Below are 24,202 nucleotides of genomic sequence, written 5' to 3' on the forward strand. Positions count from 1 at the left end.
AGCGACCCCGGCCACTGTGGGAGCGAGCTTGCTCGCGATAGCGGTATATCAGTCGACATTAATGTTGAATGTCAGTACGCAATCGCGAGCAAGCTCGCTCCCACAGGGTTTCGGGGGTATCCAGTTCCGGCGGCTAGAACCCTCCAGCTCAGCGTTGTTCGATTGGCACGAACTTGCGCTGTTCGACGCCGGTGTATTCGGCGCTCGGTCGGATGATGCGGTTGTTGGCGCGTTGTTCGAACACGTGGGCCGCCCAGCCGGTCAGGCGCGAGCAGACGAAGATGGGGGTGAACAGCTTGGTCGGGATGCCCATGAAATGGTACGCCGAGGCATGGTAGAAATCGGCGTTGGGAAACAGCTTCTTCTGCTCCCACATGGTCTTGTCGATGGCTTCGGAGACCGGGAACAGCACCGTGTCGCCCACTTCGTCGGCGAGTTTTTTCGACCAGCCCTTGATCACCTCGTTGCGCGGGTCGTTGTCCTTATAGATCGCGTGGCCGAAGCCCATGATCTTGTCCTTGCGCGCGAGCATGCCGAGGGTGCCTTCGATGGCCTCCTGCGGTGAACTGAAGCGTTCGATCATATCCATCGCCGCTTCGTTGGCACCGCCATGCAACGGGCCGCGCAGCGAGCCGATGGCGGCGGTGATGCAGGAAAACAGGTCCGACAACGTGGAGGCGCAGACCCGGGCGGTGAAGGTCGACGCGTTGAATTCGTGCTCGGCGTAGAGGATCAGCGAGACATTCATCACCTTGACGTGCAACTCGCTCGGTTTTTTCCCATGCAGCAGATGCAGGAAGTGGCCGCCGATGGAAACTTCGTTGGTCACGCATTCGATGCGCTGGCCTTCGTGGCTGAAGCGATACCAGTAGCACATGATCGCCGGGAATGCGGCCAGCAGGCGGTCGGTCTTGTCATGCTGCTCGGAAAAATTTTCCTCGGGTTCCAGGTTGCCGAGGAACGAGCAGCCGGTGCGCATCACGTCCATCGGGTGGGCCTCGGCGGGAATGCGCTCCAGCACTTCCTTCAAGGCTTGGGGCAAGTCGCGCAACTGGCGCAGTTTACCGGTGTAGGCGTCCAGCTGTTCCTGGGTCGGCAGCTCGCCGTACAGCAGCAGATAGGCCACTTCTTCAAATTGCGCATCCGCCGCCAGGTCGCGAACGTCGTAGCCGCGATAGGTCAGGCCGGCGCCCGATTGGCCCACGGTGGACAATGCGGTTTGCCCGGCCACCTGGCCACGGAGCCCGGCGCCACTGAGTACTTTTGCTTCGGCCATTTGCTGTCTCCATTTTCTTGAATTTGTAGGGGAGTCTCGCCTTACTTCTTCGCTGCGAACAACGCATCGAGCTTCTGCTCGAAGGTGTGGTAGTCGATGCGATCGTAAAGCTCCATGCGGGTCTGCATGGTGTCGATGACATTCTGTTGCGTACCGTCGCGGCGGATCGCGGTGTAGACGTTCTCGGCCGCCTTGTTCATGGCCCGGAAGGCCGACAGCGGGTACAACACCAGGGACACGTCGGCACCGGCCAGCTGTTCGGTGGTGTACAGCGGGGTCGCGCCGAATTCGGTAATGTTGGCCAGGATCGGCGCTTTCACGCGGCTGGCGAACAATTTGTACATCTCCAGTTCGGTGATGGCTTCGGGGAAAATCATGTCGGCACCGGCCTCGATGCACGCGGCGGCGCGGTCCAGGGCCGATTCCAAGCCCTCCACCGCCAGGGCATCGGTACGGGCCATGATCACGAAACTGTCATCGGTGCGGGCATCGACGGCGGCCTTGATGCGATCGACCATTTCCTGCTGCGAGACGATTTCCTTGTTCGGACGATGGCCGCAACGCTTGGCGCCGACCTGATCCTCGATGTGAATCGCCGCGGCGCCGAACTTGATCATCGACTTGACCGTGCGCGCCACGTTGAACGCCGAGGAACCGAACCCGGTGTCCACGTCCACCAACAATGGCAGGTCGCACACATCGGTGATACGCCGCACATCGGTCAGCACGTCATCCAGGCCGGTGATGCCCAGGTCCGGCACGCCGAGGGAACCGGCCGCCACGCCGCCGCCCGACAGGTAGATCGCCTTGAAACCGGCGCGCTTGGCCAGCAGCGCGTGGTTGGCGTTGATCGTGCCCACCACTTGCAGCGGATGCTCGGTGGCGACCGCATCGCGGAAACGCTGGCCTGGCGTGCTCTTGCTGGAACTCATGACTCACCTCGTTCAGTGGCGGCGCTGTCCTGGAAATGACGCGCAATGTTGCGTTTGGACGCACCGATGTGTCGGCGCATCAATAATTCAGCCAGTTCGCCGTCACGGTCGGCGATGGCGTCGAGAATCCTGTGGTGCTCGGCAAAGGCCTGGCGCGGACGGTTGGGCGTGGTCGAGAACTGGATGCGGTACATGCGCACCAGTTGGTATAGCTCGCCGCACAGCATCTGCGTCAGGGTACGGTTGCCGCTGCCCTGGATGATCCGGTAATGAAAGTCGAAATCGCCTTCCTGCTGGTAATAACCGACACCGGCCTGGAATGCCGCATCGCGCTCGTGGGTTTCCAGGACCCGGCGCAGTTCGTCGATTTCTTCCAGGGTCATGCGTTCGGCCGCCAGGCGGCAGGCCATGCCTTCGAGGGACTCACGGATTTCGTAGAGCTCCAGCAGCTCGGCGTGGCTCAGCGATACCACCCGGGCACCGACATGGGGCACCCGCACCAGCAGGCGCTGGCCCTCCAGGCGGTGGATGGCCTCGCGCAACGGCCCGCGGCTGATGCCGTAGGTGCGCGCCAGCTCGGGCTCGGAAATTTTGCTGCCAGGGGCAATCTCGCCCTTGACGATGGCGGCCTGGATACGCCGGAAGACGTTCTCGGACAGGGTCTCCGACTCGTCCTGAACCATCACCGGGGCTTCGAGCTGATCGAGCATATTGTCGACACCTTGCAAATCAATATGGCAAAAACTAACCAATGACTGCCTTTACGTCAAAACAAAATTCAACATTGTCGACAATCGTCTAATAACGCCTTGGCGATAGCCCGTTTGCATAAGGATTCGTAGCCTCTGGCCAGCGGTGGCGTCAGAAAACCACCGTGCTAGAATGCCGCGGTTATACGCCGCTCTCCTTCTTGTAGAGAAAGGCTGCCTAGGGAGCTTGTGCAGTAATGCCAGGGCCTGAACCGATGAACGGAACGCTGCGCACCAGGATCTATGACACTCAAGCCCTTATCTGCTGCTTTCTATTTCATGTGCCTGCCAGGGCTTGCCGTGGCGGGTGAAAAAACCGTGTACGGCCTCAACGAATACGCCGCCCTGCAGGGCATCGACCTGGAGGTCGCGGCCAAGCTCGACACCGGCGCCAAGACCGCGTCCCTCAGCGCCCGGGACATCAAGCGTTTCAAGCGCGATGGCGAATCCTGGGTACGTTTTTACCTGGCCATCGACGCGGCCCACTCGCACCCCATCGAACGTCCACTGGCCCGGGTCAGCAAGATCAAGCGCCGCGCCGGTGACTACGACCCGGAAGAAGGCAAGAAATACACGGCCCGGCCGGTCATCGAACTGGACATCTGCATGGGCTCGGCCCTGCGCAGCATCGAAGTGAACCTGACCGACCGCAGCGCCTTCCAATACCCGCTGCTGATCGGTTCCGAAGCGCTCAAGCGCTTCGACGCACTGGTCGACCCCAGTCTCAAATACGCTGCCGGCAAACCCGCCTGCGCCAATGCCGCTCAAACCGCAGAGTAATTCCAATGCGCTCCCTTACCCTCCATCTGAAAATGCTGATCGCCATCCTGGTGGTGCTGGGCCTCTCGGTAACGGCCTATCAGATTTTCGTGCTCGGCATCCCGGTCACCGAAGACGCCACCGACGACCTGTGGAACATCGACGCCAAGGTCGAATTCGTGGCCAACGCCAAGGATCCGGTCAAGATCCAGATGTTCGTGCCGCCCCTGAGCCGCGACTACGTGAGCCTCAACGAGAGTTTCATTTCCAATAATTACGGTGTGGCGGTGAACCGGGTGGATGGTAACCGCAAGGTCACGTGGTCGGCCCGTCGCGCCAAGGGCAACCAGACCCTGTATTACCGCCTGGTGCTGACCAAGCGCTACAGCGCCGAGAAAACCAAGCTCAAGGGCCCGACCTTCCGCGACAGCATCGCCGTCGAAGGCCCGGAGAAGCTGGCCGCCGAAGCCCTGCTCGCGCCGATTCGCCAGCACTCGGCCGACGTCGAGACGTTCATCAGCGAAGCGATCAAGCGGGTCAACAACCTCAACGACGACAACGTCAAGCTGTTGCTGGCTGGCGATCCGTCCTCGGCCAACAAGGCGCGCATCGTCGAATTGGTGCTGTCCATTGCCCACGTGCCGGTGGAAAAGGTCCATACCATCCGCCTGGTGGCCGACCAGCCGCAGACGCCCGAGCTGTGGCTGCGCAGTTTCAACGGCACCGACTGGCTGTATTTCAACCCCGATTCCGGCGAACAGGGCCTGCCCACCGACCGCCTGCTGTGGTGGACCGGCGATGAAAACCTGATCACCGTCGATGGCGGCAAGAAAGCCACCGTCACCTTCAGCATGAACAACAGCGAAATGAACGCCATTCGACTGGCCAAGCTGACGGACGAAAACACAGACGCCAACTTCCTCGAATACTCGCTCTACGGCTTGCCGCTGCAAACCCAGCAAACCTTCATGATCATGGTGATGATCCCGATCGGCGTGCTGGTGATCCTCGTGCTGCGCAACCTGATCGGCCTGCAAACCCTCGGCACCTTCACCCCGGTGCTGATCGCCCTGGCCTTCCGTGAAACCCAGTTGGGCTTCGGCATCATTCTGTTCACGGTGATCACCACCCTGGGCCTCTCGCTGCGTTCATACCTGGAGCACCTCAAGCTGCAAATGCTGCCAAGGCTCTCGGTGGTGCTGACGTTCGTGGTGGTGCTGATCGCCGCCATCAGCCTCTTCAGCCATAAGCTGGGCCTGGAGCGCGGCCTTTCAGTGGCGCTGTTCCCGATGGTGATCCTGACCATGACCATCGAACGCCTGTCCATCACCTGGGAAGAACGCGGCGCCGGCCACGCGATGAAAGTCGCCATCGGCACCTTGTTCGCCGCGTCCCTGGCGCACCTGATCATGAGCGTGCCGGAACTGGTGTACTTCGTGTTCACCTTCCCGGCGATCCTGTTGATCCTGGTGGGCTTCATGCTGGCCATGGGTCGTTATCGCGGCTATCGCCTGACCGAGCTGGTTCGGTTCAAGGCCTTCCTCAAGGCAGACTCCTGATGTTCGGCTTCTGGAAGACCTGGAAGGCCCTGGAGGCCCGGGGCATCATGGGCATCAACCGGCGTAATGCCGACTACGTGCTCAAGTACAACAAACGCAGCCTGTACCCCATCGTCGATGACAAGATCATCACCAAGGAACGGGCCATCGCCGCCGGCATCCATGTGCCGGAGCTGTATGGGGTGATCTCCACCGAGAAGGAAATCGACAAGCTCGACGAGATCATCGGCGGGCGCACCGACTTCGTGATCAAACCGGCCCAAGGCGCCGGCGGCGACGGCATCATCGTCATCGCCGACCGCTTCGAAGGCCGCTATCGCACGGTGTCCGGCAAGATCATCAGCCATGAGGAAATCGAGCACCATGTGTCCAGCATCCTCACCGGTTTGTATTCCCTGGGCGGGCACCGTGACCGGGCGCTGATCGAATACCGCGTGGTGCCGGACCAGATCTTCAAGAGCATCAGCTACGAGGGCGTGCCGGACATCCGCATCATCGTGCTGATGGGCTATCCGGTGATGGCCATGCTGCGCTTGCCGACCCGTCAGTCCGGCGGCAAAGCCAACCTGCACCAGGGCGCCATCGGCGTGGGCGTCGACCTTGCCACGGGCCTGACCCTGCGCGGCACCTGGCTGAACAACATCATCACCAAACACCCCGACACCACCAACGCGGTGGACGGCGTGCAACTGCCCTATTGGGACGGCTTCATGAAGCTGGCCGCCGGTTGTTATGAACTGTGCGGGCTGGGCTACATCGGCGTCGACATGGTACTGGACCAGGAAAAAGGCCCGTTGATCCTGGAACTGAACGCCCGGCCGGGCCTGAACATCCAGATCGCCAACGACTGCGGTCTGACCCTGCGCACCCATGCAGTGGAAGCCCACTTGGAAGAACTCAAGGCCCGGGGCGTTACCGAAACCGTGGAAGAGCGCGTGGCGTTTGCCCAGGCGTTGTTTGGGCATATTCCGCCGGTTGAAGGCTGATCCCTCTAACCTGCACAATACAAATTGTCTGGACCGGAACATGCCGGACCTGTGGCGAGGGGATTTATCCCCGCTGGGTTGCGAAGCAACCCTAAAACCTATCACCTCGGTGCCTCAGGCTGACCGCATCATGCCTGTTTGGGGTTGCTGCACAACCCAGCGGGGCGGTGCGACGTTTCGCTAAATCCCCTCGCCACAAAGTGTTCACACCCGAATATTTTCGATAGCCCCCATACTTGCTCATCTCCGACATCCCTCTAGGAGCAAATCCTACAGGGGATTACAATCGCTCCCCCGCCTGAACGGCTGACCTGCCCCGCCCATGCCAACCTGCTCCGTACACCCGCTGCCCTACCGCGCCAACCCTGCCGAGTATTTCGCGGCGATCCGCCATGCCCCCGGCAGCGTGCTGCTCGACAGCGGCCGGCCGAGCGCCGAGCGCGGGCGTTACGACCTGCTCAGTGCCTGGCCACTGGCGCAACTGGCGGTATTGCCGGACGAGAGCGGCAGCGCTTTCCTGCAACGCCTGCGCATTCATCTGACGCAACTGGGCGACGCGGTACTGCCGGCCACGGTGCAATTACCTTTCGCCGGCGGCCTGATTGGCTACTTGAGCTATGACTTCGGCCGACACCTCGAAACGCTGCCGTCCCATGCCCAGGACGACCTGCAACTGCCCGACGCGCGTTTTGGCGTGTACGACTGGGCGCTGGTCAGCGACCATCAGGCGGGCACCAGCCAACTGGTGTTCCACCCCCATTGTGGCGAAGGTGAACGCCAGCGCCTGATCGCGCTGTTCAGCCAGCCCGCCCCGGCGACGGCGCCCGGCTTCAGACTTGAAAGCCCGATGGCTCCCGACCTCAGTGCCGATGAATATCGGCAGGCAATCGAGCGCATCCACAGTTATATCCAGGCCGGCGACTGCTACCAGGTCAACTTTGCCCAACGCTTTCGCGCCTCCTGCCAGGGCGATGCCTGGGCTGCTTACCAGGCGCTGCGGACGGCGTGTCCGACGCCGTTTTCCGGTTTCCAGAGCCTGCCGGAGGGCGGCGCGGTGCTGAGCCTGTCCCCAGAACGCTTCGTCAAGGTCAGCGAAGGCCAGGTGGAAACCCGGCCGATCAAGGGCACCCGGCCCCGCGGCACAACACCCAGCGAAGACGCGGCCCACGCCGCCGAACTGCTGGCCAGCCCCAAGGACCGGGCGGAAAACCTGATGATTGTCGACCTGCTGCGCAACGACCTGGGCCGCACCTGTCGCATCGGCTCGGTGCGGGTGCCGGAGCTGTTCAGCCTGGAAAGCTACCCGAACGTGCATCACCTGGTCAGCAGCGTGACCGGCGAACTGGCCGACGACAAGGACGCCCTGGACCTGATCGCCGGCAGCTTCCCCGGCGGCTCGATCACCGGCGCGCCGAAAATCCGTGCCATGCAGATCATCGACGAACTCGAACCGACCCGCCGCGGGTTGTATTGCGGGTCGTTGCTGTACCTGGATGTGCGCGGGGAAATGGACAGCTCCATCGCCATCCGCAGTTTACTGGTCAAGGATGGGCAGGTGTGCTGCTGGGGCGGTGGCGGGATTGTCGCGGACTCGGACTGGGAGGCCGAGTATCAGGAGTCGATTACCAAGGTGAAGGTGCTGCTGGAAACCTTGCAGAACCTCTGAACAGACCCCAGGCCAGGCACAAGACCTTGTGGGAGCGAGCTTGCTCGCGATTGCGTTGGGCCAGCAGCCTTTGTGCAAACTGACACACCGCTATCGCGAGCAAGCTCGCTCCCACAGGGGTTGGGTTACAGGCTCAGGCTGCGGTTCGAAGCCTTGAGGAATTCCTGCTTCAACTCGGCAAAGCTATGCACCGCCGGGAATTGCGGGAATTCACGAATCACGTTTTCAGGCGCATGGAAGAGAATCCCGGCGTCGGCCTCACCCAGCATCGTGGTGTCGTTGTAGGAATCCCCCGCCGCAATCACCCGGTAGTACAGGCTCTTGAAGGCCAGGACCGACTGGCGCTTGGGATCTTTCTGACGCAACTGGTAGCCAGTCACCCGCCCGCTGTCATCGGTCATCAAGCGATGGCAGAGCAATGTCGGGAAGCCCAACTGGCGCATCAATGGCTGGGAAAACTCGTAGAACGTGTCGGACAGAATCACCACCTGGAAGCGCTCGCGCAGCCAGTCGACGAACTCGATGGCGCCGTCCAGCGGCTTGAGGGTGGCGATGACTTCCTGGATGTCGGAAAGCTTGAGGCCGTGTTCATCGAGGATGCGCAACCGTTGCTTCATCAGCACGTCGTAGTCGGGAATGTCCCGAGTGGTCGCCCTGAGGGAGTCAATCCCGGTTTTTTCAGCGAAGGCGATCCAGATCTCCGGGACCAGTACACCTTCCAGGTCGAGACAGGCAATTTCCACAAGACACTCCCATTTTTTCTGATGTTTATCGGTTGAGCGAACAAAAGGCCTGCCGACTCTAGCCATTCGTCGAAGCCCGCGCAACGCACAGGAACGCGCCAGTCTCGACAGCTTTTGTTACCATAGCCCCATATAGAGCGCCCAGCGCCACCGACCTGTAGGAAACCGCCCTGATGAGCCCATCGTTTGACGTCGTGGAACTCGCCACGACCTATGCCAACAAGTCCCCGCAGGACATCCTCAAACTGGCCTTCGCCGAATTCGGCGACGAGCTATGGATATCTTTCAGCGGCGCCGAAGACGTGGTGCTGGTGGACATGGCCTGGAAACTGAACAAGAACGTCAAGGTGTTCAGCCTCGACACCGGTCGCCTGCACCCGGAGACCTATCGTTTCATCGACCAAGTGCGCGAGCATTACAAGATCGACATCGAACTGGTCTCGCCGGACTACACGAAACTTGAACCCTTCGTGAAGGAAAAAGGCCTGTTCAGTTTCTACAAGGACGGTCACGGCGAATGCTGCGGCATCCGCAAGATCGAGCCGTTGCGCCGCAAGCTGACCGATGTCCGCGCCTGGGCTACCGGCCAGCGCCGTGACCAGAGCCCCGGCACCCGCAGCCAGGTGGCGGTGTTGGAAATCGACACGGCGTTTTCCACCCCGGAGCGCACCCTGTACAAGTTCAACCCCCTGTCGCAGATGACCAGCGAAGAAGTCTGGGGTTACATCCGCATGCTGGAGCTGCCTTACAACAGCCTGCATGAGCGCGGCTTCATCAGCATCGGCTGTGAACCCTGCACCCGCCCGGTGCTGCCGAACCAGCACGAGCGCGAAGGCCGCTGGTGGTGGGAAGAAGCCACGCAGAAAGAATGCGGGCTGCACGCCGGGAACATCATCGCCAAATCCAAGACCGTCTAAGCGCTCGCCACTCTCTGTACACAAAAATGTCACCACAAGTGGCATTTTTGTGTGCACTTATGTCGTTACTGCCCCAAAAAGTTACACCCAATTCCCTACCCCACCTGGCTTCCTTTCTCCACTGGCGTTCGCCCCAAAAAAAATACCTGTTTAAACGGTCAGCTTTAAATCTCCGTATTTCAGCTAGTTATTCAAATACCATAACAAAACGAAATTAGTGTCACGCTGGATAGATCCGTAAGTGGCATAAATATGGCTAGAGTCGACAAGTGTTTTGTATACAACATTTATAAAACATACACACACTTTAGATCCGCAAGCCTGAAGCGCCCTATCCCGTACAGGCTGCAGATGCCCCGTAACCAATGATGCTCGCCCGCCGCGACGAAGATTTGTCGAGCCCCGCGCTCATGCACAGTCATCGCAGCGCCGAGAATCAGGAGCCTGCCGGAATGCGTACAAGTCCCTCCAATAACATCGCGCTGGATCTGCCCTCCTCCACCACTGCCCCCGATGACAACGCCGCAGCCTCCCTGGCCCTGAGCCCGAGGCTGCACAACAAGGACCTGGCGCCGACAAAGGCCGAAGGTCGCCGCTGGGGTCGCTACAGCATCTTTGCCCTGTGGACCAACGACGTGCACAACATCGCCAACTATTCCTTCGCCATCGGCCTCTATGCCCTGGGGCTGGGTGGCTGGCAGATCTTGCTGTCCCTGGGGATAGGCGCGGCACTGGTGTATGGTTTCATGAACCTGTCCGGCTACATGGGCCAGAAAACCGGGGTGCCGTTCCCGGTGATCAGCCGGATCAGCTTCGGAATCCACGGCGCACAGATTCCTGCGTTGATCAGGGCGGTCATCGCCATTGCCTGGTTCGGGATCCAGACCTATCTGGCGTCGGTGGTGTTCCGCGTGTTGCTGGTGGCAATCCATCCGGGCTTCGCCGACTACGACCGCGACTTGATCCTCGGCCTGTCGAGCCTGGGTTGGGTGTGTTTCGTGGCGATCTGGTTCGTGCAACTGGTGATCCTGGCCTACGGCATGGAGACGGTGCGCCGGTATGAAGGTTTCGCCGGTCCGGTGATCCTGGTGACCGTCGCAGCCCTGGCCGGTTGGATGTACACCCAGGCCGGTGCCACCATTGCCTGGTCGATCCGCGAGCCGCTGACCGGTGGCGAAATGTGGCGCAATATCTTTGCCGGCGGCGCGCTGTGGCTGTCGATCTACGGCACCTTGATCCTCAATTTCTGCGACTTCGCCCGCTCCTCGCCGTGCCGCCGAACCATCATCGTCGGCAATTTCTGGGGCCTGCCGGTGAACATCCTGGTGTTTGCCGGGATTACCATCCTGCTCTGCGGTGCGCAGTTCCAGATCAACGGGCAAATCATCGAAAGCCCGACCCAAGTCGTCGCCTCGATTCCCAACACGTTCCTTCTGGTGCTGGGCTGCCTGGCCTTCCTGATCGTCACCGTGGCGGTGAACATCATGGCCAATTTCGTCGCCCCGGCGTTCGTGCTCAGCAACCTGGCCCCCAAATACCTGACCTTCCGCCGCGCCGGGCTGATCAGCGCCGCCATTGCCGTGCTGATCCTGCCCTGGAACCTCTACAACAGCCCGCTGGTGATCGTGTATTTCCTGTCCGGCCTCGGCGCCCTGCTCGGGCCGCTGTACGGCGTGATCATGGTCGACTATTGGCTGCTGCGAAAGGGCCGCATCAATGTGCCGCAGCTGTATAGCGAGGACCCAAACGGTGCGTACTTCTACAGCAATGGGGTCAACCTGCGGGCGGTGGCGGCGTTCATTCCGGCGGCGCTGATCGCGATTATCCTGGCCCTGGTGCCCGGTTTTGACGCCGTCTCACCGTTTTCCTGGCTGATTGGCGCTTCGATTGCAGGGTTGTTGTACCTGATCATCGCCAAGCGCGAACTGTATTACGAAGACGTCAGCGGCGAATCCATCGCTGTGGATAACGTTCATCATTGATCCCTCAAACGGCCCGGCCGGTACGGGTCGCTTACTTTCATGCATCAAGGAGGACAGCTCATGCGAATTCTCGTGATCAACGTCAACACCACCGAATCCATCACCCAGGCCATCGCTCGCCAGGCCCAGGCCGTGGCCGCGCCGGGCACCGAGATCGTCGGGCTCACGCCGCATTTCGGCGCGGACTCCATCGAGGGCAATTTTGAAAGCTACCTGGCGGCCATTGCGGTGATGGACCGGGTGATGTCCTACGACCAGCCGTTCGACGCGGTGATCCAGGCCGGCTACGGCGAGCATGGCCGCGAAGGTCTGCAAGAACTGCTGAACGTGCCAGTGGTGGATATCACCGATGCCGGCGCCAGTACCGCCATGTTCCTCGGTCACGCTTATTCGGTGGTCACCACCCTGGACCGCACCGTGCCGCTGATCGAAGACCGACTCAAGCTGTCCGGTTTGTTCGACCGCTGCGCCTCGGTGCGGGCCAGCGGCCTGGCGGTGCTGGAACTGGAGCAGGACCCACAACGGGCGGTTGAAGCCATCGTACGGCAGGCTGAACTGGCGGTCAGCCAGGACAAGGCCGAAGTGATCTGCCTGGGCTGCGGTGGCATGGCCGGGCTCGATGAGCAGATCCGCCAGCGCACCGGGGTGCCGGTGGTCGATGGGGTGACGGCAGCGGTGACCATTGCTGAATCGCTGGTGCGGCTGGGGTTGTCGACGTCGAAAGTGCGCACCTACGCGACGCCTCGACCCAAGACCATCATCGGCTGGCCGGGGCGGTTTGGGCGGTGAGTTCACGGCTTTAGACCGAAGTGTCCCGAATCGCGAGCAAGCTCGCTCCCACAGTTTTTTGTGTCGTGTGCACATGCTGTGAACACCCGTAAACCCATGTGGGAGCGAGCTTGCTCGCGATTGGAGCCAACTCGATCCAAGCCTGGCTCAAACCGCACTAAACCGCCGCGCCAACCCCTGCTCGGCAAACTGCTCGATGATGAAATCCACAAACGCCCGGGTCTTGCCTGGCAACAGCTTGTGTTCGGCGTAGTAGATGGAGATGTTGCCGTCATCGACGTACCAGTCCGGCAGCACTCGCTGCAACGCGCCGGACTCCAGATAGGGCACGGCCACCGGCATGCTCACCAGCCCGATGCCCAGTCCTTGGGCCGCGGCCGCGCAGTCGGCTTCCGAGTCGCTCATGGTCATGCGTGTCTTGAGCATGAGCGGGCTGTGTTGCTGGGTACGGTTGGTCAGTTGCCAGGAGCGCACGCGTCCGGTTTGTGGCGAGCGAATCAGGATGCCTTGGTGCTGCGCCAGATCCTCCGGCTCTGCCAACCCGGCATGGGTTTGCAGATAGTCCGTGGATGCCACCAGCACCCGATGCGCCACCGTCAATTTGCGCGCCACCACCCCCTGGGGCAACTCGAAACCGCCGCCGATGGCGGCATCGAAGCCCTGGCCGATCAGGTCCACTTGGCGATTATCGAAATGCCAGTCCGGGTTGATCGCCGGATAACGTCGCAGAAATTCCCCCAGCAATGGCACGACATACAATCGACCGAACGCCGTGCCCATGCTCACCTTCAGCGTCCCCGCCGGTTGCCCACCGGCGCTGGCCAAGTTGGCGACGGCGTTCTGGATGGTGTTGAAGCTGCTGCCGACTTCCCTCAGGAACAACTGGCCGGCTTCGGTCAACCTCAGGCTGCGGGTGCTGCGCTGGAACAGACGTACGCCCATTCGCGCCTCCAGCTTGGCGACGCTTTTACCCACCGCGGCCGGGGTCACGCTCAGACGTCGCGCCGCCTCGGCAAAGCTGCCGACTTCGGCGCTGCGCACGAAGCATTCGATACTGTTGAAGGTCTCCATGAGCCCCACTCTAAACTTTTGGTTTAGACAGACTATAGCAATGACGGTCTACACAGCCCACGGCACCTTCTTGATACTCGCTCCATCACCGCGGCATCTCGCCCCGGCACTTTTTGGAGATCATCATGAGTAACCAAGCACTGAGCGGTAAAGTCGCCTTGATCCAGGGCGGTTCTCGCGGCATCGGCGCCGCCATCGTCAAACGCCTGGCAGCAGAAGGCGCCGCCGTGGCCTTCACCTACGTCAGCTCTGGCGCAAAATCTGAAGAGCTGCAGAACAGCATCACCGCAGCAGGCGGCAAGGCCCTGGCGATCAAGGCGGACAGCGCCGACGCCGAGGCCATCCGTAACGCCGTCGCGGCCACCGTCGAGGCTTTTGGCCGGTTGGACATCCTGGTCAACAATGCTGGCGTGCTGGCGATGGGGCCGCTGGATGAATTCAAACTCGAAGATTTCGACCAGACCCTGGCCATCAACGTGCGCAGCGTGTTCATCGCCACCCAGGCGGCAGCACGGCACATGGGTGAAGGGGGTCGGGTCATCAACATCGGCAGCACCAACGCCGACCGCATGCCCTTCGCCGGCGGCGGGCCTTACGCCATGAGCAAAGCCGCGCTGGTGGGCCTGACCAAAGGCCTGGCCCGCGACCTCGGCCCGCGTGGCATCACCGTCAACAACGTGCAGCCCGGCCCGGTGGACACTGACATGAACCCGGCCGACAGCGACTTCGCCTCCAGCCTGTTGTCGCTGATGGCCGTCGGGCGCTACGGCAACGTCGATGAAATCGCCAGTTTCGTCGCCTACCTGGCAGGGCCGGAAGCCGGTTACATCACCGGTGCCAGCCTGACCATCGACGGCGGTTTCGGCGCCTGATCCCGGCATGAAAAAACGCCGGTCATGGTTTTAACCATGACCGGCGTTTTGCTGTGTAGCACGACAGTGTCAGGCCCACTCCAACTCCGGTAAACCGCAAAGACTCGGCTGGAACATTTTCAAGGAGCGGATGATCCCGTCGGCATGGACGTATTTTTCGTCCGCCATGGCCGAATCCGGAATGGCAATGGCGGTCATGCCGGCGGCTTTCGCGGCGGTTACGCCGAACGGCGAATCCTCGAACACCAGGCAATCGCGCGGATCGACACCCAGGCGCCGGGCAGCAGTAAGGAAGATATCCGGCGCTGGTTTCGCCGCGCCAACCTCAGGGTCGTCCGCCGTCACGATGAAGTCGAACAGTGCGAACCAGTCGCGGTGCAAGGTGGTTTTCAGTGCGAACGTAGGGCTCGACGAACTGGTGCCCACCGCAATCGGAACGTTGTGGGCCTTCAAATGCCGCACCAGTTCCTCGGCGCCGGGCATCCCCAGGGCGTGAGGAAAACGCTCGCGCATCAAGGGCTCGCGGATGACCAGGAACTCTTCGGGGGTGATCGGCAATTCCAGCGCCTGGACGACGTAATTGGCCAGGTCCACGGCACCGCGCCCGATGATGTTCTGCTTGACGCTCCAATCGAACGTGCGTCCGTAGCGCTCGGCGATGATGGACGTGACCTCGGTGTAGATCCCCTCGGTGTCCAGCAACAGCCCATCCATGTCGAAAATCACAGCTTTGATCGGGCCAAACTCTTTCAGCGGTGCATTCATCGCATCTGATCCGTTATCAACACAACATTCCAGGGATGGCTCAGGTGCGGCCAGGGCAGTGTGTTCGCCTTAAAGGATTCAGCAGGATAACGAAGGGGGCTTGGAACCGGCAATGGGAAATCTGAGGATGAGCTTTGTGGCGAGGGCGTTTGCTCCCTCGCCACTAGCGTAAGTTGATGATGGGGGTTACTGACCGGAGCCGCCCGACCCCGAGCCACTGCCGCCCGAGCTGCCACCGCTGTCGCTGGTACCCGTGCCACCGTTGGTCCCACCGCCCGCGTCGGCACCCCCCATCGTGCTGCCACCACTCATCGAACCGCTGCCCGTGCCGGGGCTGGTGCTGCCGCTGGCATCGCCGCCATTGCCGCCGCCAATAGAGCCCGGAGGCAGGGCGTTACCGCTGGCGCCGGATTTGGAGCCAGCTTCCATTTCCGAGGACGGTGGCATCCCGCCCTTGTCCACGGGGGGCGTGCCGCTCGAAGATTGTGCAAAAGCGGTCAATGAACTGACAGAAAGAATCCAGGCGAGTGTCAGCGCTGTCATGTTGGACTTCATCATGGTGAGTCTCCTTTTCAAGGTACTTACCTGATGTCTGGCCCCCATGGCGGAGCGATGGTGCCACTGAATCGACAGGCGGCCCTGCCGATCAGCTCGGCTTGCCGGAGGCATCGTCGCCGGCGATGTCCGGATCATCCGGCGTCGCCTCGACATCTGCATCGTCGCTGGGCACCTGCTCGACGTCCGCCTCGTCGTCGGGTGGCCGCTGGTCGCGACTCAGGGAGTTGGTGGGCGAAGGCAGCGGGTATTCCGGGGTTTCATCCTCCTCGATCAAGGGAACCTGAGCGTCATCCATCAGGGACCCGGGGTCTTCATTGCCCGGGTCATTGACGACAGGCGTGCCCGAGGAGTCGTTCTCGTCCTTGTCTTGCGTTTGCGGCGTCATGGTACACCTCGCAATCGGTGATGGATGTATGAGTTCGAAGCGGGGGGATGGCAATCGTTCCGGAGATTTTGATTTGCCGTTCTGGGGGATATGTTTCAGTGGGAGTGTATATCCATTTCTTCGATAACGGCCGCAGGCCAGAATGCCGGCCCAGGCGAAAGTAACCAAAGCGCTTGTGCTCGCGATGACGGCGGTACATTCAATATCGCCATTGCCTGGGCCACCGCCTTCGCGAGCAAGCTCGCTCCCACAGGTTTTTGTGGCGTGTGCAGATGCTGCGAACACCCGCGATCCCCTGTGGGAGCGAGCTTGCTCGCGATAGCGGTAGTGCTGTCACATAGAGCCTGGGCCTGCCTGCAGCTCTTGCCTTGGGTACTAGACCTCGACGCCCCTTCAACCCAAAAAAGCGCAAAAAAAACGGCGCTTCCCATCTCTGAAAGAAGCGCCGTTTTTTCAAGCGAATAGCATCACGGCACAAGGCCGGGTCTATTCATCCAAGCATTCGCTTAACGATGCTTTTTCTTATGCTTGTGCTTCTTGCCACCGGAGTGACCGTCGTTGTCATTGGACAGATTGCTGCCCAATGCGCCACCCGCCGCGCCGCCGATGCCTGCGCCGATGGTAGAGCCGGTGGAGCCGCCCAGGCGGTTACCGACAATCGAACCACCGGCCGACCCCAGGCCTCCGCCAATGGCCGCTTCGGTGCGGCTGCCCTTGCGAGCGCCCACCGCACTGCCGGCTGCGCCGCCAACGCCCGCGCCAATCGCGGCGCCGGTGCTGCCGCCCATCTGCTGGCCGACCACGTTGCCCAACACACCGCCCAGACCACCGCCGACTGCAGCGGTACCGTCACCGGCAGCCATCGCGCCCTGGGCAACCACCAGCCCCAGTACCAAGGTGGACAAAGTCAAACGCATGATAGAAACCTCAAGAAATGCCGCATCGGGAAAAAAGGCCGGTGCGCGCGGGCGCGAGTTTACGCCACACAGCGTCAGCCATGACGGTTGGACAACGAAACGGCGTTTGATTTTATGACAGACAAAAAAAAGCCCGCTGGGGAAACGGGCAGGTACTGCTTTCTAACGGATGAGCTTAGAGTACGTACCTGCTTGTGAAAGAAACGTGAAAGAAATCGCCAGTTGAGAAAAGAAGCAAAATATTAATGTAAAAGCCGAAATGTTCCCCATGGCGAGGAGGCTTGCCTTGACCGGGCAGGCGCGCCAGGGCAAAGCGCTCATAAAAAAGGGCTGCCATGCAGCCCGGCGGGAGCAAGCTCCCCTGTCACTTCTTGACCGGCACCCGGGGCAAGAACTTGGCCTTCTCCCCTCGCTGCACTTTTGCCACCTTCGTCCTGATGGACTTGATCGGCTCGTCGCCAAAGTCTGCGTGGTAGGTCGACTGGCCACACTGCAGCCCTTCATTGATCGGATACGCGGCTCCGTGGTCCTCGCTGTACGCTGCTCCCATAACCTTTCCCCTTTCATCGAGGTCCATACCGGCAACAACCGGTTGCCTGACAATATCGACCTTCACGACAGTGAGACTAGTCGGTCATCAACAGACTGTTGATTCCAAAACACACTTCACCGACGAATGGAACTCGCTGTTTCAAAAAGGAAACACTCATTCAGCGCCCAGCATCGTCCGGTTCAAAACCCGAGAAACCTGATCAGCTGAATAAGGTTTGGCCAAGAACTCGAAACCCTCATGCCCCCTGTGGGCCAACTCTTCGCTGTAGCCGGAAGTGAGCACCACGGGCAGGTCCGGGCGACGCTCGCGCAGCGCCCTGGCCAAGGCAATACCACTGGTGCCCGGCATCACCACATCAGAGAATATCGCGTCGAATGCCATCGCATCCGGGCCGACCATTTCCAGCGCTTCTTCGGCATTGGTCGCCCAGGCGGTTTCGTAGCCCAGGTCCTGGAGGATCTGGTTGGCAAAACGCCCCACCTCCAAGTTGTCTTCCACGATCAACACCCGGCGCTTGCCCTTTTCCAGCACCAGGTGCGCGACTTCCTCCCTGACCGGCTCGTGGGTCTGTTCGGGCTCCACTTCCGGAAGGTACAAAGTGAACACCGTGCCCTCGCCCATCACGGTCGAAACATCGACGTTGCCACCGGACTGCTTGGCAAAACCGAACACCTGGGACAAGCCCAGCCCCGTGCCCTTGCCCACTTCCTTGGTGGTGAAAAAAGGTTCGAAGATGTGCTCGAGCACCTGCGAGTCGATACCCGTGCCGGTGTCGGCCAGGGCAATGGCGGCAAAGGATTGGCCGGCCCCGGCATGACCACGGATCGGCGGCATGCCACCGCCGCAACTGAGCCGAAGCCACAGCGTGCCCTGACCGTTCATGGCATCCCGGGCATTGAGGGCCATGTTGATGAGCGCCGTCTCGAACTGGCTCAAATCCGCGCGGATGTAACAGGGCCGATCGCACAACTCGACGTTGACCTGGATCCGCGCCCCGGTGACGGTTTGCAGCATGTCCCCCAGGCTCTGCACTTGCTTGCCCACATCGATGACTTGCGGCTTCAACGGTTGGCGCCGGGCAAACGCGAGCAACTGGCTGGTCAACTTGGAGGCGCGCTCCACCGTCTCGGAAACCGCCGTCATGTAGCGTTGCCGACGGTCCTCGGACAGGTTGGGCATGCGCAGGAAGTCGACCGAAGAACGGATGATCGTCAGCAGGTTGTTGAAGTCATGGGCCACGCCCCCGGTGAGCTGGCCGATGGCTTCGAGCTTTTGCGACTGATGCAGCGCCGCCTCGGTCTGCTTCAAGCGCGTCGTGCGCTCCTCGACCCGCTCCTCCAGCGTCGCGTTCAATTCCGCCAGGGCCGCCAGGCCTTCACGCACGGCGGCGTCGGCACGGGCGCGCTCGATGTGGGCCCAGGATCGCTCGGTGACCTCCATCAGCAGCGCGAGGTCGTAGGATGACCAGACCCGCGGCGCCTTGTCGTGGATGGCCATCAGCGCGGTCAATCGCCCGCCCTTGATCAACGGCACGCAGATGGTGGCGGCGATGCCAATGGCCTGGAACGTCGCCGCTTCCTCCGGCGCCAGCTCCTTGAGGTTATCGTTGATCACCAGCGGCTTGCCGGCCCGCAGATTAGTGACCGCCAGTCGGCCAAAATCAGCCAGTCGATAATGCCCGAGGATATGGGGCGAACCCACCCTGGCCCAATCACCACGAATGGTGAAGCCGTCCTCGTCCTCATCCATGTCCGCGTAGGCACAATTGGACAGGTTCAGGTGCGCCGCCAGGATTCGTGTGGTGGCTGCCATGATGCTCTGCGGGTCGGTGGCGTTCGCCACGGCATTGCCGATGGCATCGAGCACCGCCAGCCGCTGGGTCATGAACACCGTGGAAGTGGTCTCGGTCACCGTATCCAGCATACCCACCACCGTGCCGAACTGGTCGCGGATGGGGCTGTAGCAGAACGTGAAATAAGCCTGCTCAGGACCACCGCCGCGCTCGATGACCAGGGGGAAGTTCTCTATAAAGGTCGCTTGCCCATCGAAGGCGCCCTGCACGATCGGCCCGATATCGCTCCAGACCTCCCGCCACACCTCATCGAACCGCCGCCCCAGCGCCTCGGGCTTGCTGCCGAGGATCGGCAGGAACGCGTCGTTGTACAACGTGATCAGTTCCGGCCCCCACACGATGGCCTGGGGAAAGTGCGAGTCAAGGCTCAGCGCCACGGTGGTCTTCAACACATCAGGCCACTGCGAAGGCAGCCCGAGCGGCGTGTCCCCCCAAGGATGGCGCCGAACCCGTTCAGCCATTTCTCCAGAGCTCTGAAGCCAATCTGTCATTGCGTTCGATCCTTCTGAGACGCCAATACCAACGAGGGGGAAACGCTTGTGACCCCAGGCAGGGCCGTATTATCCCGCGACGGGTGGGAATGCGCGATTGGATTGTGGGAGGCGTCGGGGGGCAAATGAGCGGTAACGGGCAGATACGGGCGATGAGGCTACAGAAATATCCTACATATCGTTGGGATTTAGCCCGATGTAAGTGAGGGGCTTGCTCAGTTGTAAGACATATAGCTCAGATGCTTACGGCTATGGCAACGTCCTACAGATGATTGGGAATCCCCTTCGCTATCAATCCCTTGCGTATTTTTTGCGGCGGCGACTATAGTCTTCGCGTCGCCCAGATGGTGGCCGGGTTTGGCGACCCGCAGTGGGATGCAAAAGCGCTTGCTTTGTTGCAGGCGTTCTTGCATCTGTAGAGTTGTCGTTATGGCAGCTGTACGCGGGAGACCTTCGGGTCTGCCGGCTTCCACTCCGGTTCGCCAACCTGCGTACAGTTGCCACCTTTCGTTTGGCGACGATTAGGTGGTGAAACTTTTCCAGTGGAGCTTACTTATGAATCAATACATGGGCCTTACCAGCAACGCCGACGACCAACCGCTCTACGTCGACACCACCGCCCCGCTACACATCCTGCTCGACTCAGCCGCCTACCGAATCCGTGCCGCCACCCAGTTCCTGGAGAACCTGGCGATGCGTGATGAATTGACCATCGATCCCGCAACCCTCCAGGACCTCGCACAACTGTGCTGCATCCCACTGCGTGATGGGTGCGACGTGATGGATGTGATTGCCCGAAGATTGGATGCGGCACCGGCAGGTTCCACCCTATAAACCTGCCCGCCGACAACCTGTGGCGAGGGAGCTTGCTCCCGCTGGGCTGCGCAGCAGCCCCTCGCCACGGGTACATCGTTTTTGTAAGTACACCGAATTACAACGGTACCGCGAAATGTTGAAACGCCAGAGCCACTGATCGAAACAGCACGTCACGGACACGGTTTTATCCATAGCCCGTGGAGACAGAAAAACGACCCCATGCTATGGTTTTGCCGTAAGTAGAGGACTTTCCAATGACCCAAACAGCTACTGCTAGCGTCGCGACTCAGGTCCGAAAGCTTGCTAAAGCCCACAATGTCACGGCTGAACATGATGGTATGAGCCGTATGGCTGCGACCATCACTCGTCTGGCTGGAGATGTCGTCGAGTTGGATGGCATCGAACAGTTGCTCGTCAATCTCAAGAGAAAAGGCGTTCTGAGTAAGTCGGAGATTCTGACGCTCCAAGGCGAGTACCTTCAGGAGAAAAGACGCGCCAAGAAACGTAGCGCATGAGTTTTGATCCGTTCGGTGATTTCGAAACAGCAGGGTATCTTCAAAACTCATTACGACTTAAAGACCCTATTGAAGTAAAAGAATCTGAGCACCTTTCCTTCGAGGCAAGTATCGAAGATGCCCTTGCTTGTCTGGCGAAAAAAAGTCCCATTACCTTCCAGAAAGTGCTCAAAGTTCACAAGATTTTATTTTCAGGCTTTTATCCTTGGGCCGGGAAAGATCGAAACGAGTTAGTACCTCACTTGGCCGTCTTCAAGGGTTCCCATAACGATCCCCGCAGTACAGCTTTCGAGCGCCCGGAACTCATCAAGAGGTCTGTCGACTATGCACTTGAACTGGCGGCCGATAAGAAATACTTCAGAGAGCATCCTGGCGAGGTGATGGGTCAACTGGCTTTCGCGCACCCCTTTCTTGACGGCAATGGACGTACGATTCTATTAGTCTTCATGGAGCTCTGTTATCGAGCCAAGTTCGCTATCGATTGGTCAAAAACAAACAAAGACGATTACCTACGAGCGCTCAGCGATGAGATCCGAGCGCCTGGCCAAGGGCATCTCGACAACTACCTGAAACCATTCAGAGTATCCATATCCAGCCGTGACGAGTGGCCGGAAACCATCAGTGGTATCAGAGGCCTGGATGGGCTGGACAAAGAAGACATCACGTACGAAAGCCTGGACAACCCAGAAGTCCAGCAAATTTATAAGACACACAGGGTAAAACCTCTCGCCCCTTAGCCTTCTACGTGCCCGAAGTGCTTACGACGACACCACCGCCCCGCTACACATCCTGCTCGACTCAGCCGCCTACCGAATCCGTGCCGCCACCCAGTTCCTGGAGAACCTGGCGATGCGTGATGAATTGACCATCGATCCCGCAACCCTTCAGGACCTCGCACAGCTGTGCTGCATTCCACTGCGTGATGGGTGCGACGTGATGGATGTGATTGCCCGAAGATTGGATGCGGCACCGGCAGGTACCACGTTATAAGCCCGACGCTGTGGCGAAAGCATGAACTAATCAAACCCCATCACCTGAAGACACTGAACCTGTGGCGAGGGGATTTATCCCCGTTGGGCTGCGCAGCAGCCCCAAAAAAAGCGCGACCTACCTGGCACACTACGGTGGCTGAGTTCAGGGCTGCTTCGCACCCCAACGGGGATAAATCCCCTCGCCACGGTCCATCATTTTTCTTGCGGGAGTAGCCTTACGGTAGTCCTACTTTTGGTTTGCATACTAGCCTTCCAAAGGTCCGCCCAAAGAAGTCGAAAAACCATGCCTGACCGCAAACAACTCCACCAAGACGGCTACACCCTGCTCCGTCAAGCAATCCCGAACGAGTGGCTGGCTGGCTTGCGCAGCGTGTTCGATGCAGGTGTGCGGCCGTCGGATCAATGGCCAGTGCCCCGTGGCATGGACTGGCGCTATTCGATGCTGGACGATGATTCGAAGATCCAGTCTGTATGTCGTCTACCCCAGCTACTGTCGGTGGCAGGTGAGCTGATCGGCGAGCGATTCTTCCTCTCCCAAGTGGAAGGACGTGAGCCCCTGGCCGGCAACGGCCACCAACAATTGCACCGCGACTTGTCGGCCCAACGACCAGGCGACATCGCCATCGCCCTGGCTTTTTTCGACGACTACGGCCCCGAGAACGGCGCGACACGGATCGTCCCCGGCAGCCACCGCCCCGAGCCGGATGCCCCACTCTTCGACTTCAATGACGAGTCAGGCGCCATACAGCTTTCAGGCTCTGCCGGTGACATCCTGGTGTTCGATGTCGATCTGGTGCATGGGGGCAGCCTGAACGTGATCGGCGCACGCCGTCGTTCCATTCTGATCAGCTATTTCTCGGAGTCGCTCTACGCGTCACACCTGGAAACCGTGGCGCTGCGCAATATTCGTATGGACACCCGCGATCGATTCGCACCGTCGGAGTTTGCTTTCGGGACTAGTTTCTCGGATTGATGAAAGTGATGCGCAGCGGTTCGAATCTGAGCTTTAATGCCCGTGCTTATCGCCCCCCATTCGTCTGATCAAGGAAGAAACGACATTGAAAACAGCTTTCGGCGCCCTGTTGTTGGCTTGCCTGACAACTACTGCATTTGCTGACGAAAACCCCATCGGTTTCCAATCTTCCACCCTGCCGGATCCGCACAATGGCCGCGCACTGGAGATGGTCGTCTGGTACCCCAGCGCAACGACCGAAATCCCGCAACTGATCGCCGATAACGCGGTGTTTGTCGGCGCGCCTGCTGTGCGCAACGCGCCGCCAACGGCCGGCGAACATCCATTCGTGGTGCTCTCTCACGGATACAGGGGTAACTGGAGCAACCAGCTCTGGCTGGCCAGTTCGTTGGCCCAGAAGGGTTACATCGTCGCCGCCATCAACCACCCCGGCAGCACCACCCATGACCGCAGCCCCCAAGCAGCGGCGCAGTTATGGCAGCGGCCGGTTGACCTGCGCCGAGCCATCGATGCAGTCACGACCCAACCTGGAAAATTTGGTCGGGTCGCCAATGGCCGAATTGCAGCCGTGGGCCATTCGCTCGGCGGCTGGACGGCCCTGGAGATCGGCGGCGCTCGCTTCGACCCTGAGCGCTTCGCCCAAGACTGCAGACAAAAAAGGCAGTTTGTAACCGATGGTACTGACTCGCTGCGGCTTAACGAAAATGCCGTGGCAGGCATTTGGCATTCATGAAGGATTCTGACTGATGGCACGCGTGGGTTTGATACTGACACCCGGTTTTGCGGACTGGGAATATGCTTTCATCGCTGGAACTGCGTCCCCTTTTTACGGGATCGACGTCAGGTTTTTCGCTCCTGCTACGTGGGTTATGAAGGAAATGAGTTTTATCGACGCAGCCCAGTAGCTGTGGTTGCGGACCGCATCATCACTGCTCCAGGCCCTGCCTCCGTGAGCTTCACCTGCGCAGTGTTCGAAGGTGCCGGGTTATCTTCAGAGATCATTTCCCAGTTCAGGTCGATGTTGGCAGCGGAACATGGGCAAGCGCTTAGCCCTACGTGAGCGTCTGTCGAAGTCACATACCCG

At 60.3% G+C, this 24,202-nt stretch carries 23 protein-coding genes and 3 pseudogenes; 15 read left to right on the forward strand and 11 right to left on the reverse strand.

All coding sequences use genetic code 11. The features are described from left to right. Positions 1 to 148: 148 nt before the first annotated feature. The 3 genes from prpC to ACMTA2_RS23005 are packed head-to-tail and all read right to left on the reverse strand — an operon-like array spanning position 149 to position 2,918. Positions 149 to 1,276, reverse strand: a complete 1,128-nt coding sequence (prpC, locus tag ACMTA2_RS22995) for a bifunctional 2-methylcitrate synthase/citrate synthase (RefSeq protein ID WP_413791906.1) — start codon at positions 1,274 to 1,276, stop codon at positions 149 to 151. A 41-nt stretch (positions 1,277 to 1,317) separates the two neighbouring features. Then, positions 1,318 to 2,208 carry a methylisocitrate lyase gene (gene prpB, locus ACMTA2_RS23000; RefSeq protein ID WP_003204061.1) on the reverse strand — a complete coding sequence of 297 codons (891 nt, stop codon included), beginning with the start codon at positions 2,206 to 2,208 and terminating at the stop codon, positions 1,318 to 1,320. Continuing rightward, the gene (locus tag ACMTA2_RS23005) at positions 2,205 to 2,918 is read right to left on the reverse strand and encodes a GntR family transcriptional regulator (RefSeq protein WP_413791907.1); all 714 of its coding nucleotides are present in this window, start codon (positions 2,916 to 2,918) and stop codon (positions 2,205 to 2,207) included. The genes prpB and ACMTA2_RS23005 overlap by 4 nt, the downstream gene beginning before the upstream one ends. A 282-nt stretch (positions 2,919 to 3,200) precedes the next feature. Here ACMTA2_RS23005 and rloA point away from each other — a divergent pair, with 282 nt between their 5' ends. The 4 genes from rloA to pabB all read left to right on the forward strand — a co-directional run bounded on the left by rloA (position 3,201) and on the right by pabB (position 7,927). After that, on the forward strand, positions 3,201 to 3,737 hold the full coding sequence (gene rloA, locus ACMTA2_RS23010) for a retropepsin-like aspartic peptidase RloA (protein WP_305467789.1): 537 nt from the start codon (positions 3,201 to 3,203) through the stop codon (positions 3,735 to 3,737). A 5-nt stretch (positions 3,738 to 3,742) separates the two neighbouring features. After that, positions 3,743 to 5,275: an osmotic stress tolerance membrane protein RloB gene (gene rloB / locus ACMTA2_RS23015; RefSeq protein ID WP_413791908.1), complete on the forward strand. Its 1,533-nt coding sequence runs from the start codon at positions 3,743 to 3,745 to the stop codon at positions 5,273 to 5,275. After that, on the forward strand, positions 5,275 to 6,261 hold the full coding sequence (locus ACMTA2_RS23020; RefSeq protein ID WP_413791909.1) for an alpha-L-glutamate ligase-like protein: 987 nt from the start codon (positions 5,275 to 5,277) through the stop codon (positions 6,259 to 6,261). Before rloB ends, ACMTA2_RS23020 begins: the two co-directional genes overlap by 1 nt. A gap of 322 nt (positions 6,262 to 6,583) precedes the next feature. Continuing rightward, positions 6,584 to 7,927, forward strand: a complete 1,344-nt coding sequence (gene pabB / locus ACMTA2_RS23025) for an aminodeoxychorismate synthase component I (protein WP_413791910.1) — start codon at positions 6,584 to 6,586, stop codon at positions 7,925 to 7,927. A 125-nt stretch (positions 7,928 to 8,052) separates the two neighbouring features. Here pabB and thrH read toward each other — a convergent pair whose 3' ends face one another. Then, complete coding sequence (gene thrH, locus ACMTA2_RS23030) at positions 8,053 to 8,670, reverse strand: bifunctional phosphoserine phosphatase/homoserine phosphotransferase ThrH (RefSeq protein ID WP_413791911.1); 618 nt, start codon at positions 8,668 to 8,670, stop codon at positions 8,053 to 8,055. A 173-nt stretch (positions 8,671 to 8,843) separates the two neighbouring features. On the opposite strand from thrH, the gene ACMTA2_RS23035 reads away from it, so the two are divergent. From ACMTA2_RS23035 to ACMTA2_RS23045, 3 genes are all read left to right on the forward strand, one after another. Then, a complete protein-coding gene (locus ACMTA2_RS23035) occupies positions 8,844 to 9,587 on the forward strand; it encodes a phosphoadenylyl-sulfate reductase (protein ID WP_013693959.1) in 744 nt (247 codons plus the stop codon). Positions 9,588 to 10,039: 452 nt separating this feature from the next. After that, positions 10,040 to 11,569 (forward strand): NCS1 family nucleobase:cation symporter-1, encoded by a 1,530-nt coding sequence (locus ACMTA2_RS23040; RefSeq protein ID WP_413791912.1) that lies wholly within the window; start codon positions 10,040 to 10,042, stop codon positions 11,567 to 11,569. A gap of 60 nt (positions 11,570 to 11,629) precedes the next feature. Further along, on the forward strand, positions 11,630 to 12,358 hold the full coding sequence (locus tag ACMTA2_RS23045; protein ID WP_413791913.1) for an aspartate/glutamate racemase family protein: 729 nt from the start codon (positions 11,630 to 11,632) through the stop codon (positions 12,356 to 12,358). 147 nt (positions 12,359 to 12,505) lie between these two features. On the opposite strand, the gene ACMTA2_RS23050 is transcribed toward ACMTA2_RS23045, so the two are convergent. After that, a complete protein-coding gene (locus tag ACMTA2_RS23050; RefSeq protein ID WP_413791914.1) occupies positions 12,506 to 13,429 on the reverse strand; it encodes a LysR family transcriptional regulator in 924 nt (307 codons plus the stop codon). A gap of 125 nt (positions 13,430 to 13,554) precedes the next feature. Here ACMTA2_RS23050 and ACMTA2_RS23055 point away from each other — a divergent pair, with 125 nt between their 5' ends. After that, positions 13,555 to 14,301 (forward strand): 3-oxoacyl-ACP reductase family protein, encoded by a 747-nt coding sequence (locus ACMTA2_RS23055; RefSeq protein WP_413791915.1) that lies wholly within the window; start codon positions 13,555 to 13,557, stop codon positions 14,299 to 14,301. Between the two features lie 69 nt (positions 14,302 to 14,370). On the opposite strand, the gene ACMTA2_RS23060 is transcribed toward ACMTA2_RS23055, so the two are convergent. The 6 genes from ACMTA2_RS23060 to ACMTA2_RS23085 form a co-directional block, all read right to left on the reverse strand. Further along, a complete protein-coding gene (locus tag ACMTA2_RS23060) occupies positions 14,371 to 15,066 on the reverse strand; it encodes an HAD-IA family hydrolase (protein WP_413791916.1) in 696 nt (231 codons plus the stop codon). Between the two features lie 186 nt (positions 15,067 to 15,252). Continuing rightward, the gene (locus ACMTA2_RS23065) at positions 15,253 to 15,624 is read right to left on the reverse strand and encodes a hypothetical protein (RefSeq protein ID WP_413791917.1); all 372 of its coding nucleotides are present in this window, start codon (positions 15,622 to 15,624) and stop codon (positions 15,253 to 15,255) included. 88 nt (positions 15,625 to 15,712) lie between these two features. Further along, positions 15,713 to 15,919: a hypothetical protein gene (locus ACMTA2_RS23070; protein WP_413795707.1), complete on the reverse strand. Its 207-nt coding sequence runs from the start codon at positions 15,917 to 15,919 to the stop codon at positions 15,713 to 15,715. 596 nt (positions 15,920 to 16,515) lie between these two features. Then, on the reverse strand, positions 16,516 to 16,926 hold the full coding sequence (locus ACMTA2_RS23075; protein ID WP_014339430.1) for a glycine zipper domain-containing protein: 411 nt from the start codon (positions 16,924 to 16,926) through the stop codon (positions 16,516 to 16,518). Between the two features lie 364 nt (positions 16,927 to 17,290). Beyond that, positions 17,291 to 17,542 carry a hypothetical protein gene (locus ACMTA2_RS23080; protein WP_413791918.1) on the reverse strand — a complete coding sequence of 84 codons (252 nt, stop codon included), beginning with the start codon at positions 17,540 to 17,542 and terminating at the stop codon, positions 17,291 to 17,293. Between the two features lie 90 nt (positions 17,543 to 17,632). After that, positions 17,633 to 19,822, reverse strand: coding sequence for a response regulator (locus tag ACMTA2_RS23085; protein ID WP_413791919.1), 2,190 nt, complete (start codon positions 19,820 to 19,822; stop codon positions 17,633 to 17,635). Between the two features lie 555 nt (positions 19,823 to 20,377). Here ACMTA2_RS23085 and ACMTA2_RS23090 point away from each other — a divergent pair. From ACMTA2_RS23090 to ACMTA2_RS23120, 7 genes and pseudogenes are all read left to right on the forward strand, one after another. After that, positions 20,378 to 20,656 (forward strand): hypothetical protein, encoded by a 279-nt coding sequence (locus ACMTA2_RS23090; protein WP_058544244.1) that lies wholly within the window; start codon positions 20,378 to 20,380, stop codon positions 20,654 to 20,656. Between the two features lie 236 nt (positions 20,657 to 20,892). After that, complete coding sequence (locus ACMTA2_RS23095) at positions 20,893 to 21,153, forward strand: hypothetical protein (RefSeq protein WP_413791920.1); 261 nt, start codon at positions 20,893 to 20,895, stop codon at positions 21,151 to 21,153. Beyond that, positions 21,150 to 21,890 carry a Fic/DOC family protein gene (locus tag ACMTA2_RS23100; RefSeq protein WP_413791921.1) on the forward strand — a complete coding sequence of 247 codons (741 nt, stop codon included), beginning with the start codon at positions 21,150 to 21,152 and terminating at the stop codon, positions 21,888 to 21,890. Before ACMTA2_RS23095 ends, ACMTA2_RS23100 begins: the two co-directional genes overlap by 4 nt. 22 nt (positions 21,891 to 21,912) lie before the next feature. Next, positions 21,913 to 22,143, forward strand: a pseudogene (locus tag ACMTA2_RS23105) (short-chain dehydrogenase); the annotation flags it as partial. A gap of 285 nt (positions 22,144 to 22,428) precedes the next feature. After that, positions 22,429 to 23,118 (forward strand): phytanoyl-CoA dioxygenase family protein, encoded by a 690-nt coding sequence (locus ACMTA2_RS23110; protein WP_413791922.1) that lies wholly within the window; start codon positions 22,429 to 22,431, stop codon positions 23,116 to 23,118. 85 nt (positions 23,119 to 23,203) lie between these two features. Further along, a pseudogene (locus ACMTA2_RS23115) lies at positions 23,204 to 23,791 on the forward strand (alpha/beta hydrolase family protein); the annotation flags it as partial. A gap of 73 nt (positions 23,792 to 23,864) precedes the next feature. After that, positions 23,865 to 24,178, forward strand: a pseudogene (locus ACMTA2_RS23120) (hypothetical protein). The last annotated feature ends 24 nt before the right edge of the window (positions 24,179 to 24,202 follow it).

The organism is Pseudomonas medicaginis, from assembly GCF_965119365.1.
Lineage (GTDB): Bacteria > Pseudomonadota > Gammaproteobacteria > Pseudomonadales > Pseudomonadaceae > Aquipseudomonas.